The 14,641-nt window shown below is 70.0% G+C and carries 17 protein-coding genes; 10 read left to right on the plus strand and 7 right to left on the minus strand.

Annotated features, from left to right (window positions below):
- Positions 1-33 precede the first annotated feature (33 nt).
- Complete coding sequence (locus ACFM35_RS12760; RefSeq protein ID WP_378842584.1) at positions 34-774, minus strand: sulfurtransferase; 741 nt, start codon at positions 772-774, stop codon at positions 34-36.
- Between the two features lie 70 nt (positions 775-844).
- Here ACFM35_RS12760 and ACFM35_RS12765 point away from each other — a divergent pair, with 70 nt between their 5' ends.
- Genes ACFM35_RS12765 through ACFM35_RS12775 form a run of 3 tightly spaced genes read left to right on the plus strand, consistent with a single transcriptional unit; the run spans position 845 to position 3,332 of the window.
- Entirely contained in the window at positions 845-1,534 is a 690-nt protein-coding gene (locus tag ACFM35_RS12765; protein WP_378842586.1) for an acyl-CoA synthetase, read from the plus strand.
- On the plus strand, positions 1,531-1,878 hold the full coding sequence (locus ACFM35_RS12770) for an amino acid transporter (protein ID WP_378842587.1): 348 nt from the start codon (positions 1,531-1,533) through the stop codon (positions 1,876-1,878). The genes ACFM35_RS12765 and ACFM35_RS12770 overlap by 4 nt, the downstream gene beginning before the upstream one ends.
- 59 nt (positions 1,879-1,937) lie before the next feature.
- Positions 1,938-3,332, plus strand: a complete 1,395-nt coding sequence (locus ACFM35_RS12775; protein WP_378842589.1) for a pyridoxal phosphate-dependent decarboxylase family protein — start codon at positions 1,938-1,940, stop codon at positions 3,330-3,332.
- Between the two features lie 19 nt (positions 3,333-3,351).
- Here the strand turns inward: ACFM35_RS12775 and purB are convergent, their stop codons facing one another.
- Both purB and ACFM35_RS12785 read right to left on the minus strand, forming a co-directional pair.
- On the minus strand, positions 3,352-4,731 hold the full coding sequence (purB, locus tag ACFM35_RS12780) for an adenylosuccinate lyase (protein ID WP_378842591.1): 1,380 nt from the start codon (positions 4,729-4,731) through the stop codon (positions 3,352-3,354).
- A 35-nt stretch (positions 4,732-4,766) separates the two neighbouring features.
- Positions 4,767-5,273: a low molecular weight protein-tyrosine-phosphatase gene (locus ACFM35_RS12785; RefSeq protein ID WP_378842593.1), complete on the minus strand. Its 507-nt coding sequence runs from the start codon at positions 5,271-5,273 to the stop codon at positions 4,767-4,769.
- Positions 5,274-5,384: 111 nt separating this feature from the next.
- Between ACFM35_RS12785 and ACFM35_RS12790 the strand changes: the two genes are divergently transcribed.
- A complete protein-coding gene (locus ACFM35_RS12790; RefSeq protein ID WP_378842595.1) occupies positions 5,385-5,675 on the plus strand; it encodes a hypothetical protein in 291 nt (96 codons plus the stop codon).
- Positions 5,672-7,042, plus strand: coding sequence for a hypothetical protein (locus ACFM35_RS12795; protein ID WP_378842597.1), 1,371 nt, complete (start codon positions 5,672-5,674; stop codon positions 7,040-7,042). The genes ACFM35_RS12790 and ACFM35_RS12795 overlap by 4 nt, the downstream gene beginning before the upstream one ends.
- 14 nt (positions 7,043-7,056) lie before the next feature.
- Here ACFM35_RS12795 and ACFM35_RS12800 read toward each other — a convergent pair whose 3' ends face one another.
- A complete protein-coding gene (locus ACFM35_RS12800; RefSeq protein WP_378842599.1) occupies positions 7,057-7,464 on the minus strand; it encodes a phage holin family protein in 408 nt (135 codons plus the stop codon).
- Positions 7,465-7,660: 196 nt separating this feature from the next.
- Here ACFM35_RS12800 and ACFM35_RS12805 point away from each other — a divergent pair, with 196 nt between their 5' ends.
- From ACFM35_RS12805 to ACFM35_RS12820, 4 genes are all read left to right on the plus strand, one after another.
- Positions 7,661-8,743, plus strand: coding sequence for a histidinol-phosphate transaminase (locus ACFM35_RS12805; RefSeq protein ID WP_489672265.1), 1,083 nt, complete (start codon positions 7,661-7,663; stop codon positions 8,741-8,743).
- A 10-nt stretch (positions 8,744-8,753) separates the two neighbouring features.
- Positions 8,754-9,881, plus strand: coding sequence for a thiamine pyrophosphate-dependent dehydrogenase E1 component subunit alpha (locus ACFM35_RS12810; RefSeq protein WP_378842601.1), 1,128 nt, complete (start codon positions 8,754-8,756; stop codon positions 9,879-9,881).
- A 65-nt stretch (positions 9,882-9,946) separates the two neighbouring features.
- Entirely contained in the window at positions 9,947-10,912 is a 966-nt protein-coding gene (locus tag ACFM35_RS12815) for an alpha-ketoacid dehydrogenase subunit beta (protein WP_378843035.1), read from the plus strand.
- Between the two features lie 143 nt (positions 10,913-11,055).
- A complete protein-coding gene (locus ACFM35_RS12820; protein WP_378842603.1) occupies positions 11,056-12,417 on the plus strand; it encodes a dihydrolipoamide acetyltransferase family protein in 1,362 nt (453 codons plus the stop codon).
- A gap of 15 nt (positions 12,418-12,432) precedes the next feature.
- Here the strand turns inward: ACFM35_RS12820 and ACFM35_RS12825 are convergent, their stop codons facing one another.
- Entirely contained in the window at positions 12,433-12,795 is a 363-nt protein-coding gene (locus ACFM35_RS12825; protein ID WP_378842605.1) for a VOC family protein, read from the minus strand.
- A 59-nt stretch (positions 12,796-12,854) separates the two neighbouring features.
- On the opposite strand from ACFM35_RS12825, the gene ACFM35_RS12830 reads away from it, so the two are divergent.
- On the plus strand, positions 12,855-13,301 hold the full coding sequence (locus ACFM35_RS12830) for a MarR family winged helix-turn-helix transcriptional regulator (protein ID WP_378842607.1): 447 nt from the start codon (positions 12,855-12,857) through the stop codon (positions 13,299-13,301).
- A 42-nt stretch (positions 13,302-13,343) separates the two neighbouring features.
- Here ACFM35_RS12830 and ACFM35_RS12835 read toward each other — a convergent pair whose 3' ends face one another.
- Positions 13,344-14,012 carry a DUF4166 domain-containing protein gene (locus ACFM35_RS12835; protein ID WP_378842609.1) on the minus strand — a complete coding sequence of 223 codons (669 nt, stop codon included), beginning with the start codon at positions 14,010-14,012 and terminating at the stop codon, positions 13,344-13,346.
- Positions 14,009-14,635 (minus strand): SRPBCC family protein, encoded by a 627-nt coding sequence (locus ACFM35_RS12840; protein ID WP_378842611.1) that lies wholly within the window; start codon positions 14,633-14,635, stop codon positions 14,009-14,011. Before ACFM35_RS12840 ends, ACFM35_RS12835 begins: the two co-directional genes overlap by 4 nt.
- Between the last annotated feature and the right edge of the window lie 6 nt (positions 14,636-14,641).

The following is a 14,641-nucleotide window of genomic DNA, read 5'->3' on the forward strand; positions in this document are numbered from 1 at the left end:
GGTCGGGCCGGCTCCGACTCGCAACGAGCCGGTTCAGCGCGGCGAGAGCCCCGGAGTCAGCGCTTCGCGCTCGTCGAAGACGAAGCAGTCGCCCGTGAAGTGCGCACCGCCGACCTGCTCGAAGTACGTGAGGATGCCTCCATCGAGCTGCAGGACGTTCGGATGGCCTTCCTCGCGCAAGTGGATGGCCGCCTTCTCGCAGCGGATCCCACCCGTGCAGAAACTCACGACGGTCTTCCCCGCGAGATCCGCGCGATGGGATGCCGCGGCATCCGGGAACTCGGTGAACTTCTCGAGGCGCCAGTCGAGAGAGCCCTCGAACGTGCCGTAGTCCACTTCGAAGGCATTGCGGGTGTCGAGCATGACCACTTCCCGCCCGGCATCGTCGTGGCCCTGGTCGAGCCAGCGACGGAGGGTCGCGGCGTCGACCGCCGGCGCTCTGCGCTCGGACGGGCGGATGGCCGGGTGATCCATGCGGATGATCTCGCGCTTGACCTTCACGAGCATCCGGCGGAACGGCTGCGTGCGCGACCAGCTCTCCTTCGGGGCGAGGTCGGCGAAGCGGTCGTCTCCACGCAGTTCGTCGACGAGGCCGCGGACGTCGTCCGGCTGCCCGGCCAGGAAGAGGTTGATCCCCTCCTCGGCGAGCAGAATCGTGCCACGCAGCGCCCGCGCTCGCGTGGACGCCGCCAGCTCGTCGCGGAGGGTCGGGAGTTCGCCCTCCCCGGTGAGCGGGGTGAACAGGTAGGCGGAGATGTTGAGCACGCGATCCATCGGCCCGGAGTCTACTGCGGCGCGACGACTTAGACTGGAGTGTCCCCGTCTCTCCTCTGGAACCATCGTGATGTCAGCCACTCCCGCCCGCACCTTCGACGTACGGCACCTGCAGATCGCCCGCGCGATCTTCGCGGCGATCGCGGCCATCATGATCACGTTCTCGCCCGATCACTCCGCGGCGGTGGGACTCTCGGTCTTCAGCGGCTTCGCGATCGCGACCGGTCTGGTCTTCCTCCTGGCGGCATGGCTGGTGTATCCGGCAGGCGCGCGGTGGCCGTCGGGGACGATGGGCGCGCTGTCGATCGTCGCCGGCATGATCGCGGGCATCGTCGGCATCCGCTCCACCACCCTCTTCTTCTCGGTCGTGATCTCCTGGGCGCTCGTGATGGGTCTCGTCGAGACCGTTTCCTGCGTCCGCGAGCGCAGCGCCGCCTTCGCCCGAGGCGATGCGGTGGCCCGGAACGCCGCGCGCGACGGCCTCACGGTCGGCATCATCACGATCGTCGTCGGCGTCGCGCTGCTGTTCGTCCCGGCCCAGTACGCGCTGCAGTACTACATCGACGACGCGAACCAGTACTTCACCCTCACCGGGATCACGATCGGGGTCGGCATCTTCGGGGGGTATGCCGCGATCATCGCCGTGTACCTCGCGATCGCGGGCCTCTCGCCCCGGACCCGCCCCGACGAGGCATCCGAAGCATCACAGGACCGCGTGGCCGCGCAGCCCGCCGACGAGGCGCCCGGAGGCACCGCATGACCGATCCGACACCCAAGCCCACGACCCGTCGCGACCTGATGAAGCCGGTGCAGCTGCTCGCCTTCGCCTTCGGAGCGGCTCTTTTCGCGGGCGTCGTGACGCTCATCTCGATGGGGTTCTTCCAGCAGCGCGAAGCCGGTCAGTCCGAACGGGCGCTGGTGGTCGGCGCAATCGTGTTCGGTGTGACGTTCATCGTCGTCCTGGTCGGTCTCGCGCTGATGCTGCTGGCCGTCGACCCCGCCCAGGTCACGAAGGGGCTCGACCGCCCGGTGCTGCTGGACAAGACCGGTGACCGCAATGCGCCGGATACCTCGCCCTCCGGTGAGACCAAGCCTCGAGGCTGACACCACGTATCGTGTGCGATGGCGCGCATGAGCGTGCCTCTCGATCGCCAGGAGACACGATGCCCGCACCGATCCGCCCCGAGGGGATGCACACGATCTCGGAGGGGACCACCTCCACCGTCGACGAGGTGCTCGAATACGCCCGCCGTCGTGCCCTCTACGCGGGGGTGCCGCTCGACAAGCCGATGACCCCGAGAGACCTCCAGCGCCTCGCCTCGGGATCCATCACCGCCGAGGGCATCGGCTCGCGGCGCGCGATCGCCATGTTCGAGAACGTGCTGGCGCCCGCCTGCCTCTCGACCGACCACCCCGGATACCTGTCGTTCATCCCCTCGGCGCCGAGCAAGGCCGCGCTGGCATTCGACCTCGTCGTGTCGGCGTCGTCGATCTACGGGGGCTCGTGGGTCGAGGGTTCGGGTGCGGTGTTCGCCGAGAACGAGGTGCTGCACTGGCTCGCTGCGGAGTTCGGCCTGCCGGCCGATGCCGGCGGCGTGTTCGTGCAGGGCGGCACGATCGGCAACCTGTCGGCGCTGGTGACGGCGCGCGATGTGGCTCGACGCCGCAATCGTGAGTCCGGACGACCCGACCCCGCCCGCTGGGTCATCGTCTGCAGCGCCGAGGCGCACTCGTCCATCGCGTCGGCCGCCGCCGTCATGGACGTCGACGTCGTCGCCGCCGCCCCCGGCGCCGACGGGCGCCTGCGCGGTGACGCGGTCGCGGCGGTGCTCGCGGAGCACGGCGACGCGGTCTTCGCCGTGGTCGCCACGGGCGGCACGACGAACTTCGGCATCGTCGACGACATCGCGTCGATCGCCTCCGCGACCAAGGGGGCGCCCGGCCGGGAGATCTGGCTGCACGTCGACGGCGCCTACGGCATCGCCGCCATGCTCGTCGAGGAGATGCGGCCCGCATTCGCGGGAGTCGAGCACGCCGACTCGGTCATCGTCGACCCGCACAAGTGGCTCTTCGCGCCGTTCGACGCGTGCGCGCTGCTCTACCGGAAGCCGGCCCTCGCCCTCGGCGCGCACACGCAGAAGGCCGAATACCTCGACACCCTCACCGAGAAAGCGGACTGGAACCCCTCCGACCTGGCCGTGCAGCTCACGCGCCGCGCACGCGGACTGCCGCTGTGGTTCTCCCTCGCCACCCACGGGACGCAGCAGTATCGCGAGACGATCGGCCACAGCATCCGACTCGCCCGTCGCATCGCCGACGAGATCACCGCGCGCAACGGTCTGTCGCTCGTGCGCGATCCGCAGCTCTCGGTCGTGGTGTTCCGCCGCGAAGGGTGGAAATCGGCCGACTACCAGGCCTGGTCGGACCGTCTGCTCGAGGAGCAGCACGCGTTCGTCGTGCCGAGTTCGCACCATGGCGAGCCCGTGCTGCGCTTCGCGATCATCAGCCCGATGACGTCGTACGAGCTGCTCACCGGAATCCTCGACACGCTCGCCTGACGACAGGACGCCCCGGCCGCTACGGGCGCTCGACCAGCTCCGAGGCGAGGCCGACGTAGCTCGCCGGCGTCAGCGCGAGGAGTCGCTCTTTGGCGGCCTCGCCGATGTCGAGGCCGCGCACGAACTCGGCGAGATCGGCGGCTCCGACACGGCGACCCCGGGTGAGGTCCTTCAGCAGCGCATAGGGGTCGGTGATCTTCGAGCGGCCGGCGGTGATCTCCGCGCGGACGACGGTCTGGATCGCCTCGGCGAGCACTTCCCAGTTGGCGTCGAGGTCGGCCAGGAGCACGTCTTCTGCCAGTGAGATCTCGCCGAGACCGCGCTGCAGGTTGTCGAGCGCGAGCAGCGAGTGCCCCAGGGCGACGCCGATGTTGCGCTGGGTGGTCGAGTCCGTCAGGTCGCGCTGCAACCTGCTCGTGACCAGCGTCTGCCCGAGGGTCGCCAGCAGTCCGCCCGCGATCTCGAGGTTGGCTTCGGCGTTCTCGAAGCGGATGGGATTGATCTTGTGCGGCATCGTCGAGGATCCGGTGGCGCCCTCGACGGGGATCTGCGCGAAGTATCCGAGCGAGATGTAGGTCCAGACATCCGTCGCCAGATTGTGCAGGATGCCGCCGGCATGACGCACCCGGTCGTAGAGCTCCACCTGCCAGTCGTGCGATTCGATCTGCGTCGTGAGCGGGTTGAACCCGATGCCGAGGCTGTCGATGAACGCCCCGCACAGCTCGATCCAGTCGACGTCGGGCTCGGCCGCACTGTGCGCGGACCACGTGCCGGTCGCGCCGGAGAATTTCGCCAGGTACTCGGATGCCGCGACCTGCGCCGCGACGCGCTCGAGACGCCAGGCGAACACGGCGAGCTCCTTGCCCATCGTGGTGGGGGTCGCGGGCTGACCGTGGGTGCGCGCCAGCATCGGCGCATCCCGGTGCCGGATCGACAGGGCGCGGATCGTGTCGATGACGCTCACCAGCTTGGGCAGCCACACCTCCACCACCGCCCGCTGGACGGTCAGCGCGTACGACGCGGAGTTGATGTCTTCACTGGTCGCGGCGAAGTGGGTGAGCTCGGCGATGGCGTCGAGCCCGAGCGTCGAGAGGCGGTCGCGAACGAGGTACTCGACGGCCTTGACGTCATGACGGGTGACGGCCTCCTTCGCGGCGAGCCAGTCGATCTCGCTCTGCCCGAAATCGACGTAGAGCGCGCGCAGGCGCTCCTTGTCGGCGTCGGAGAGCGGTGCGGTCCCGAACAGCGAGCGGTCGGTCAGCACGATCAGCCATTCCACCTCCACTTCGGTCCTCGCACGGTTCAGACCCGCCTCCGAGAGATGGTCGGCGAGCTCGGCGACGACGGCCCGGTAGCGGCCGTCGAGCGGGCTGAGGGGCTGAGGGGGAAGTGAAGGCACGGTGCTCCCGTCGGGATGCGGCGCGCTGCCCGCGGTCAGGTCGCGGGGCGGATCGCAGGTTCGAGCTGCCGGAAGAGCGACCGGCTGGCGCTTTCGATCATAGCGAGCACCTCGTCGAACATTCCGGTGCCGGCATAGTACGGGTCGGGCACGTCCAAGGTCGAGGCGCGGGCGTCGAACGACATCAGGAGGGCCACTTTGTCGACGTCGGACTCGTCGCGTGCCCACGTGTGCAGGATGCGCTCGTGGCTCCGGTCGAGGGCGACGATGAGGTCGCTGCGCGAGAAGTCCGCGGGGGTGAACTGCTTCGCCCGGTGGTGGGTGCCGTCGTAGCCTCGACGTTCGAGCGCCTGGATCGTGCGCTGGTCCGCGCGCTCGCCGACGTGCCAGTCGCCGGTGCCGGCACTGGTGGAGACCACGCGATCACCGAGGCCCGCGGCATCCGCGAACCATCGGAAGACGACCTCGGCCATCGGGGACCGGCAGATGTTGCCCGTGCAGACGAAGACGACCCGGAAGGGCTCGTCGGCGCTGGCAGTCATCCCCCCATTCTGGCCCCGATCCCCTCCTGCACAGGAGCCGATTCGCCCCTTTCCTCCCCGGATGCGTCGACACCGCCGATCGACCGGTGATCGCGAGCGGATGCTGGGACCATGGCGATCGACGACTCCTGCGGCGGCGGCGCATTCACCGCAGACACGCTGCGACGGGTGGGGCGGCAGCTCTCCGAGGCGTCGCACCGGCTGGGCCTGGTCGCGCACTCCTCGGCCCACCTCGCGGCGGCGACCGATTGGCAGACCACGGCGGCCCGGCGCTTCCACGATGCGGTCGCAGTGTGGCGCACCGAGGGAGCGGCATTGGTCGGCGGAGTGAATGACATCGCGGAGCGGGTGGAGTGGGCGCAGCTTCGCGCCTCCCTGCGGGACGGCGGGTGGTGCCGATGACAGGTGCGGCGGGTGCGACGGACGGTGGGGGCATCGACATCCGAGGCGGGGGCGTCGTCGCGGTCGACACGACGACGCTGCGCGAGGTGGCCGCCCGCTTCGCCGATTTGGCTGACGAGCTGCGGCAGATCGGCGTCCTCGTCGGATCGGCCGGCGGGCAGCTGTTCGCGCTCGGGAACGAGGGCTGGGACCTCGCGAACGAGGTCGAGCAGCTGCGGCGACGGGTGCAGCAGGCAGACGACGCCGCGTCGGACTTCGACATCGAGCTGCGCAGCGCGGCCGCCACGTACGAGACCATCGAGCTGCGCGCCGAGCGTGCGGTGGCAGCGGCCGCCGGAGACGTCGACGGTGTCGTCGCCCTCGACGCCCGCGCGGCCCTCATCGCCGGCGAGTTCCCCGGAGCGGCGGAGGCCGCCTCCGCCCAGCTGAACGGGCGGGGGATGCTGTGGCCGAGGGGTCTCGCGGAGCAGGCGTCGGCCGCGCAGCCGTGGTGGCTCCCCGGCGTCGGCCCGGTGGCCGGGCTCGCCACGGCGGGGTTCTGGCAGGGCGTCCGCGCGGCCGGGGAGGGAACGGTCCCCTCCGGTGCGCTCCTGCGGCCGACCGGCGCGACCGCAGCCGTCACGGTGCTGCACCGCTCGCGGACGGAAGCGGCCCCGACATCGCTCGCCGGCGCCGCGGCGCGGATCCCCGGTGGTGCGGGCCAGGAGCGGGTGCGCGTGGAGAAGTACACGATGCCCGACGGCTCCCGGCAGTTCGCCGTCTACGTGGCCGGAACGCGGTCGGTCGACGCGCGCGGCGGTCGCGACGCCTTCGACATGACCTCGAACCTCCAGCTGTACGGTGGGGCGCGCTCGTCGTCATACGAAGCGACCGTCGAGGCGCTGCGACTCTCGGGCGCGCGACCCGGTGACACCGTGCACGAATTCGGGCATTCGCAGGGGGCGATGATCGCGGCCCACGTGGCGCTCGAAGGCGGATACGACACGAAGACCCTCGTCTCGTTCGGTTCGCCCGTCGAGGCCGACGTCGGCGCGGGCACTCTCAGCGTCAGCCTGCGCCACACCGACGACCCGGTCGCCGGTCTCGAAGGTGGCGGCCATGCCGAGGCGGTGGGAGCGCCGGGCAGCTTCGTCGCCGAGCGTCTCGCCGACCCCGCGACGGGCTGGCGCGACGTGAAACTGGCCGCTCACGGGATCGACGGCTACACCGCGACGGCGGAGATGCTGGACGTCTCGCCCGACCCGCGCATGGCGCCCGTTCGTGCGCTGTTCGCCGAACTCGGCACAGCCACATCGGTCGAGACCGTCCAGTACGCCGCGGAGCGTCCCCAGGCCGTCCCGCATCCACAGCCGGGGGGACTCCCCTGATGACGCGGGCGGGCTCAGTCGCGGCGGCGCGACTCGCGCTGCTGCGGACGCAGGAACAGGCCGAGCACCCAGTTGATCAGCGAGATGACGAGCGCGGCCACCACGCCCCACCAGAAGTCCTCGACGCGGAGACCCCACGTCCACCATTGGGTGAGCCATGCCGTCAGCCACAGCAGGAAGCCGTTGATCAGCAGCGAGATCAGGCCGAGGGTGAGGATGTACAGCGGAAAAGCGAGCACCTTGATGACGGTGCCGATGATCGTGTTCACGATCGCGAAGACCGCGGCCACGATGAGCAGGGTCAGGATCATCTGCAGCGTCTCGCCCGGGGCGAACGGAATGATCGTGACCATCAGGGCGGGCATCAGGGTGACGACCCAGATGGCGAAGGCGTTGATGACGACGCGGATGAGGAAGCCCATAATGCGCCCAGTCTGGCACGCGGGTCGCGCCCTTCCCAGAGCACCGCCCGCGCATCGGCGCTTCTAGACTCGGACCGTGACCACAGCTGCTGATTCCCCGACCGACGCAGGTGCTCCGCACGGCGCCAGCGAGAGTGCGGCGTCGAGTGTGCCCGCGGATGCGGTTCCCACCGCTCCGGCACCCGGTGCCGCTCCCGTGCGCATCCGTCCGGAGATCGCCGCGCTCGCGCCCTATCGTCAGGGCAAGCAGGCCGGTGCGGACGCCTTCAAGCTGTCGAGTAACGAGAACCCTTTCGATCCGCTCCCCAGCGTGGTCGCCGCGCTGCACAGTGTGATCGGAGTGAATCGCTACCCGGATGCCTCGGCCGCGCGCCTCCGCCACCGTCTGGCCGACCGCTTCGGGGTCGCTCCCGACGAGGTGCACGTCGCAGCCGGCAGCGTCTCGATCCTCGCGCAGCTGCTCCTGGCGGCCGCGTCGCCGGGCGACGAAGTCGTCTACGCCTGGCGGTCCTTCGAGGCCTACCCCGGCCTTGCGCTGATCGCCGGAGCCACACCCATCGAGGTGCCGCTCACCGCCGACTCCCGCCACGACCTCCCGGCGATGGCCGCCGCCGTCACCGACCGCACGCGCGCGATCATCGTGTGCAGTCCGAACAATCCCACGGGCCCGATCGTGACCCACGACGAGTTCGAGTCGTTCCTGCGGTCGGTGCCCGATGACGTGCTCGTCATCCTCGATGAGGCGTATGCGGAGTTCGTCACCGACCCTGCCGCGGTCGACGGCATGCGCGTGCTCGGCCTCGCCGGTCATGCGAACGTCGTCGCGCTGCGGACGTTCTCGAAGGCCTTCGGACTCGCGGGCCTGCGCGTCGGTTACGCGATCGGCCACCCGCGCATCCTTGACGCCGCCCGCAGCACCAGCATCCCGCTGTCCGTCACTGCTCAGGCGGAGGAGGCGGCTCTCGCAAGCCTCGACGCCGAGGTGGAGCTGCTCGAGCGAGTGGCCCACATCGCGAATCGGCGCGATCGCCTCGTCGCCGGTCTCCGAGACGCCGGGTGGCGCATCCCCGACGCGCAGGGCAACTTCCTGTGGCTCGCGACGGGCGAGGACACGGTCCGCGTGGCGACGGCCTTCGAAGAGGGCGGTCTGATGGTGCGTCCGTTCGCGGGGGAGGGCGTGCGCATCTCCGTGGGAGAGGAGGACGCTGTCGAGAAGATCCTACGGATCGCAGCATCCGTTGTGGGCACCCTCCCAGAAGGGCACTCGGCGCGGGGGTAGCGTTAGGACCGTGAGCCTGCCTGAAGATCCTGCACTCGTCCGGGTGCTGGCCGCCGACGGGTCGCTGGCCCCGACCGCCGCGGCCGAGCGCTACCTGCCCCTGATCGACGCACTCGGCGATGCGGAGCTCGAGGGCTTCTATCGCGACATGACGATGATCCGCGCGTTCGACCGCGAGGCGACCAACCTGCAGCGCCAGGGCCAGCTCGCCCTCTGGCCGCCGAGCTTCGGGCAGGAGGCCGCGCAGGTGGGCTCGGCCCGCGCCGCCCGACCGCAGGACCACTTGTTCCCCTCCTACCGGGAGCACGTGGTCTGCATGATCCGCGGCGTCGACCTGGTCGACATCATCCGCGTCATGCGTGGACTCACGCACGGCGGGTGGAACCCGTTCGATCCGAAGAACGGCAACACGCACATCTACACCCTCGTGCTCGGCGCCCACACGCTGCACGCGACGGGACTCGCGATGGGCATGGTGTTCGACGGCAAGACGGGGACAGGCGACCCCGAGCGCGACGAAGCGGTCATCGTCTACTACGGCGACGGCGCCTCCAGCGAGGGCGACATCCACGAGGCGATGGTGTTCGCGGCGAGTTATCAGACCCCCGAGGTCTTCTTCCTGCAGAACAACCAGTGGGCGATCTCGGTGCCGGTCGCCACCCAGTCGCGCACCCCCCTGTTCCGCCGCGGCGAAGGCGCCGGCATCCCAAGCGTGCAGGTCGACGGCAACGACGTTCTGGCCAGCTACGCCGTGACGAAGCTCGCCCTCGACGAGGCGCGCGCCGGGGGCGGTCCCCGGGCGATCGAGGCACTCACGTACCGGATGGGCGCGCACACCACGAGCGACGACCCCACGAAATACCGCACCTCGGACGAGGAGCTGTCGTGGGCGCGGCGCGATCCGATCGAGCGGATGCGCACGTTCCTCCGCGGCCGCGGGGCGTCGGACGCCTTCTTCGCCGACGTCGACGGAGAGGCGCGGGCCCTCGCCGATGACGTGCGCGCGCGCACGATGAGCCTCGAGACGATCCCGGTGAACATGATCTTCGACAACGTCTACAGCGAGCAGCATCCGCTCGTCGAGTCCGAGCGCACGTGGCTCGCCGGCTATGAGGAATCGTACGAGGGGGGCGCATGAGCAACGCGATCAGCGGCGAGGTCACGCAGGCCGCGCCCGATGAAGTGGCGTCACCCGTGACAACGATGCCCTTCAGCCGCGCGCTCAACGCCGGCCTTCGACGAGCCATGGCCGCGTCCGACCGCGTGCTCATGATGGGTGAGGACATCGGCCGGCTCGGCGGGGTGTTCCGCGTGACCGAAGGTCTGCAGGCGGAGTTCGGCGAACGGCGCGTCCTCGACACGCCGCTGGCGGAGTCCGCGATCGTCGGCACCGCGATCGGCCTGGCGATGGGCGGCTTCCGTCCGGTCTGCGAGATCCAGTTCGACGGTTTCGTCTTCCCCGCCTTCGACCAGATCACCGCCCAGCTGGCCAAGCTCACTTATCGGCACGAGGGCGCACTGCAGATGCCCGTCGTGATCCGCATTCCGTACGGGGGGCACATCGGGGCGGTCGAGCACCACCAGGAGAGCCCCGAGACGTACTTCACGCACACGCCAGGACTGCGGGTCGTGTCGCCCTCGACGCCGAACGACGCCTACTGGATGATCCAGGATGCGATCACCTCCCCCGACCCGGTGATCTTCCTCGAGCCGAAGAGCCGTTACTGGCAGAAGGGCGAGGTGGATGCCTCGGCCCGCGCGCTCCCGCTGCACGCGAGCCGCATCGTCCGGCGGGGTACCGACGTCACGATCGTCGCGCACGGCGCCATGGTCGCGACCGCGCTGCAGGCTGCCGCGCTCGCCGAGTCGGAGGGGACCAGTGCCGAAGTGATCGACCTGCGGTCGCTCTCGCCCGTCGACTACGGGCCGATCCTGGACTCGGTGCGACGCACCGGCCGGATGATCTATGCGCAGGAGGCGCCGGGGTTCGTCTCGCTCGGCAGCGAGATCGCGGCGACCGTGATGGAGCGCGCGTTCTACTCCCTCGAGGCGCCGGTGCTGAGGGTATCGGGCTTCGACACCCCGTTCCCGCCGGCCAAGCTCGAGGGGATCTACCTGCCCGACGCCGATCGCATCCTCGAGGCCGTCGACCGCGCTCTGGCGTACTGATCGCCCGCCCCCGACCTCCGTCCCCGCCCGCCCAGCCCCGCCCGCCCACCATGACCGCGATACCCTTCCGGCGCATCAAGACCCTCTCTGAGCGAGGGTCTCGACACGGCGCCGGGGTCTCGCCGGTATCGAAGGGAAACCGCATGAGCACGCAGACGTTCCACCTCCCCGATGTGGGCGAGGGCCTGACCGAAGCCGAGATCGTCTCGTGGCGGGTCGCCCCCGGTGACACCATCGCCGTGAACGACGTGGTCGTCGAGATCGAGACCGCGAAATCGCTGGTCGAGCTGCCCTCGCCGTTCGAGGGCGTCGTCGGCGAGCTGCTGGCGGGCGAAGGCGACACCGTCGAGGTCGGAGCGGCGATCATCACGATCTCGGGGGCGAGCGAGAGCGCGATCGCGGATGTGCCCGAGGCGGCCGAGCCGGAGTCCGACGGCAGCGGTTCGGTGCTCGTCGGATACGGGAACGCCGGTCACGTCCAGTCGCGACGCCGCAGACCTGCAGAACGGCCGGTCGTCTCGTCTGTGGGTGTGATCGCGAAGCCGCCCATCCGCAAGCTTGCCCGCGATCTCGACGTCGATCTGGCCGATGTCGTCGCCAGTGGACCGGCGGGCGAGGTCACGCGGGAGGACGTGGTCAAGCACGCGTCGCAGGCCAGCGTGTTCCGCAACATCGAGACACCGGAGTGGAACGCGGTGCGCGAGGAGACCATCCCCGTGGCCGGCCGGCAGCCCGAGGCGGCCCGGGTGGTCTCGCCCGAACCCGTGACCGTCGCGGCGCCGCCGGCCGACGCCGCCGGGCGCGAGGAGTCGATTCCGGTGCGGGGCGTCCGCAAGGCGACCGCATCGGCGATGACCAGCAGCGCCTACACGGCTCCGCATGTGTCGGTCTGGACCGACGTCGACGCCAGCCGCACGATGGAGCTCGTGAAGCGCCTGAAGGCATCGCCCGATTTCGCCGACACCAAGGTGTCGCCACTGCTGATCATGGCCCGCGCCGTGATCTGGGCGTCGCGTCGGACGCCGATGGTGAATGCCGCCTGGATCGACGACGCCGAGGGCGGCGGTGCGCAGATCCGCGTGCGCCACTACGTGAATCTCGGAATCGCGGCCGCGACACCTCGAGGCCTCCTGGTCCCCAACATCAAGGACGCGCAGGACCTGAACATGCGCGGGCTCGCCCAGGCGCTCGAGAAGCTGACGCTGACGGCCCGTGAGGGCAAGACGACGCCCGCCGACCAGCAGGGCGGCACGATCACGATCACGAACATCGGCGTGTTCGGGATGGATGCCGGAACCCCGATCATCAACCCCGGCGAGGTCGGCATCGTCGCCCTCGGCACGATCCGGCAGAAGCCGTGGGTCGTGGACGGCGAGGTGCGGCCACGCTGGGTGACGACCGTGTCGGGGTCGTTCGATCACCGCGTGGTGGACGGCGACGGCGTCTCGCGGTTCATCGCCGACATCGCCTCCATCCTGGAGGAGCCGGCGCTTCTCCTCGATTGAGAGGCCTGTGCCCCTTCACGCGCGGTCGTGGAGTGTGATGAGGTAGCCGTCGGGATCGGCGAAGGTGAAGGCCCAGCCGAACGGACCCTCGGTCAGCTCGGACGCGATCGTCACACCGTCGGCCACCAGCGCCTCGTGGATCTTCCGCGACTCCGGGGCGTGCATCCACACCCCGATCCCGCGGCCCAGTGCGCCGGCGTCGAGATCGAGGCCCGGGAGCGGCGAGCGCACGGCGAAGGCAGCGGGCTTCGTGTCGAAAACCACGGCATGCGGCGGCCCGGGCTGGCGCCTGAGGCCGAGGTACTGCTCGTAGAACGCCGCCGAGCGCGCGATGTCGCGCACCTGCAGAGAGACGAAGTCGGGACCGGAAACAGTCATGGTGAGCTCCTTCTTTGTGTCAGTTATCTGACATAGCCACCGTATGTCAGAATACTGACATGAGTCAAGACGACCGCAGGATCGAGCTCGTGACATCCCCGGGCTACCTGCTGAAGGTGGCCTCGAGCGCGCTGCGCGCGGCCATGGAGGACGTGCTCCGCCCGCTGGGCATGACGGTCACTCATTACTCCTGCCTCGAACTCCTCGCCCAGCGTCCGGGGTCGTCGAATTCCGACCTCGCCCGTGGCGCATTCGTCACCCGACAATCGATGAACGTCCTGCTCCGGACGCTTCAGCGCGACGGCCTCGTCACCCGATCCGACCAGGCGACCTCCGGCCGCGCCCTTCCGACCGAGCTGACCGATGCGGGACGCCGTCAGCTCGCCGCAGCGAGCGCGGCGGTGCGCGACGTGGAAGACCGCATGACCGCCGATCTGCAACCCGGCGACCGCGAGAGACTCGTGACCCTGCTGCGCAGGTGCGCGGATTCCCTCACCGATGGCTGAGCCCAGGCAGCCCGAGCACCCGAGGTCCGCCCGCCACGGGAGTCAGGTGCGGCGTTCGTGCCGGCGCGGCTTCAGGCGTGCCGGGGCATCCGTCGCGGGTGACCACTCGCACTCGAAGCTGCCGCGGTAGCCGAACAGGAAGCCGAAACGGTGATTGCGCACCTCGAGGTCGACGTGGAAGCGCTGATCGGCGTCGTCGAAGTATTCGTGCAGCCGCGCGCGACCGCTGAAGAGCAGGGGGAATCGGAAGGCGACCGGACCTTCGTTGAACCGCTGGGCGTCAGAGGTGAGGATGAGCCCGCCCCGGTCGTCGACCTGCAGGTCGAGGTCGACCGCGAGGTGCTGGTGGGTGCCGAGATAGTCGACGATCCGACCCTGCTCGAGGATCATCGTCGCGTCGAAACGTCGGTGGTGGGCGCCGACGGTGTACTCCCGGACGAAGGTGACCGTCTCGCGCCCCAGCGGGTCGCGGTAGGGGTAGTTCTCGACCGTGAACGGCACATCGACGCCGATGTCGGGGATCAGGATGCTGCGCAGTCGGCCGATCTGCAGGAACGGAACGGTCCACCACGGTCCGCGGCGGATCGTGGTCATCACGCCGCGGCCGGTGCAGGCCTCGGCCGAGTCCAGCCCGACGCCGAACCGACGGCGCATCATGGGGTGCAGGCGGGCGAAATCGTCGCCGAGGGCGCGCTCGAAGATGGAGGTCATGCGGGGATGCCCGGATCCGGGAGCGCGGCCAGCGTTGCGGGGGCATCCTGCAGCTGATCGCCGCGCCGCGACCCCGACGCGGGCGCCCGCCGGCAGCGGCCCGCGCGTGGCCGGTCGGCACGCCACCACCACAGCGCGCTCCAGAGCGGCCAGCGTTCCGGGGGCACACCGGTCTCCAGCCAGATGCGCAGGCGGTCGAAGCTCCACGCCGTCGCCCAGCCGAGCACGGGCCGGACCACCACGTCCAGGACGCCCCACCCCGGCGCGTAGTCGTAGCCGGTGAGGAACAGCGTGCCTCCGTCGGTCGGCACGTAGCGCCAGTAGCCGCGGCCCGCCCGGATCGGGGAGAGGCGGTCGGCGGTGTGGAACCGCAGCGCCGATGTGCGGGCGCCGCCTGAACCGCGTCTCTCACCCACGCTGACGCCCGTGCCGTGGACGACGTGGAACGGCACACGCCGTTCGTACGTGAAAGCCGTCGCCCCGGCATCCGTCACGGCCATCGGGGTGATCCGCGTGAACCTGACGTCCCAGCGCACGTGCTCGGCGGGTGTCTGGCTGGCGTCCCACACCGCGTCGAGGTCGGCCGCGATCCGCGCTTCCACGTAGATCCCGTTGCGTCCCACACCCCG

This window comes from Microbacterium songi (assembly GCF_042747925.1).
Lineage (GTDB): Bacteria > Actinomycetota > Actinomycetes > Actinomycetales > Microbacteriaceae > Microbacterium.

What these genes read in the sequence shown, in the direction of transcription:
- ACFM35_RS12790 (WP_378842595.1), top strand. Translation starts at nt 5,385, where the DNA reads ATGGCGATCGACGACTCCTGCGGCGGCGGCGCATTCACCGCAGACACG.
- ACFM35_RS12820 (WP_378842603.1), top strand. Translation starts at nt 11,056, where the DNA reads ATGAGCACGCAGACGTTCCACCTCCCCGATGTGGGCGAGGGCCTGACC.
- ACFM35_RS12785 (WP_378842593.1), bottom strand. Translation starts at nt 5,273, where the DNA reads ATGACTGCCAGCGCCGACGAGCCCTTCCGGGTCGTCTTCGTCTGCACG.
- ACFM35_RS12825 (WP_378842605.1), bottom strand. Translation starts at nt 12,795, where the DNA reads ATGACTGTTTCCGGTCCCGACTTCGTCTCTCTGCAGGTGCGCGACATC.
- ACFM35_RS12775 (WP_378842589.1), top strand. Translation starts at nt 1,938, where the DNA reads ATGCCCGCACCGATCCGCCCCGAGGGGATGCACACGATCTCGGAGGGG.
- ACFM35_RS12770 (WP_378842587.1), top strand. Translation starts at nt 1,531, where the DNA reads ATGACCGATCCGACACCCAAGCCCACGACCCGTCGCGACCTGATGAAG.
- ACFM35_RS12830 (WP_378842607.1), top strand. Translation starts at nt 12,855, where the DNA reads ATGAGTCAAGACGACCGCAGGATCGAGCTCGTGACATCCCCGGGCTAC.
- ACFM35_RS12795 (WP_378842597.1), top strand. Translation starts at nt 5,672, where the DNA reads ATGACAGGTGCGGCGGGTGCGACGGACGGTGGGGGCATCGACATCCGA.
- ACFM35_RS12815 (WP_378843035.1), top strand. Translation starts at nt 9,947, where the DNA reads ATGCCCTTCAGCCGCGCGCTCAACGCCGGCCTTCGACGAGCCATGGCC.
- ACFM35_RS12765 (WP_378842586.1), top strand. Translation starts at nt 845, where the DNA reads ATGTCAGCCACTCCCGCCCGCACCTTCGACGTACGGCACCTGCAGATC.
- ACFM35_RS12835 (WP_378842609.1), bottom strand. Translation starts at nt 14,012, where the DNA reads ATGACCTCCATCTTCGAGCGCGCCCTCGGCGACGATTTCGCCCGCCTG.
- ACFM35_RS12800 (WP_378842599.1), bottom strand. Translation starts at nt 7,464, where the DNA reads ATGGGCTTCCTCATCCGCGTCGTCATCAACGCCTTCGCCATCTGGGTC.
- ACFM35_RS12760 (WP_378842584.1), bottom strand. Translation starts at nt 774, where the DNA reads ATGGATCGCGTGCTCAACATCTCCGCCTACCTGTTCACCCCGCTCACC.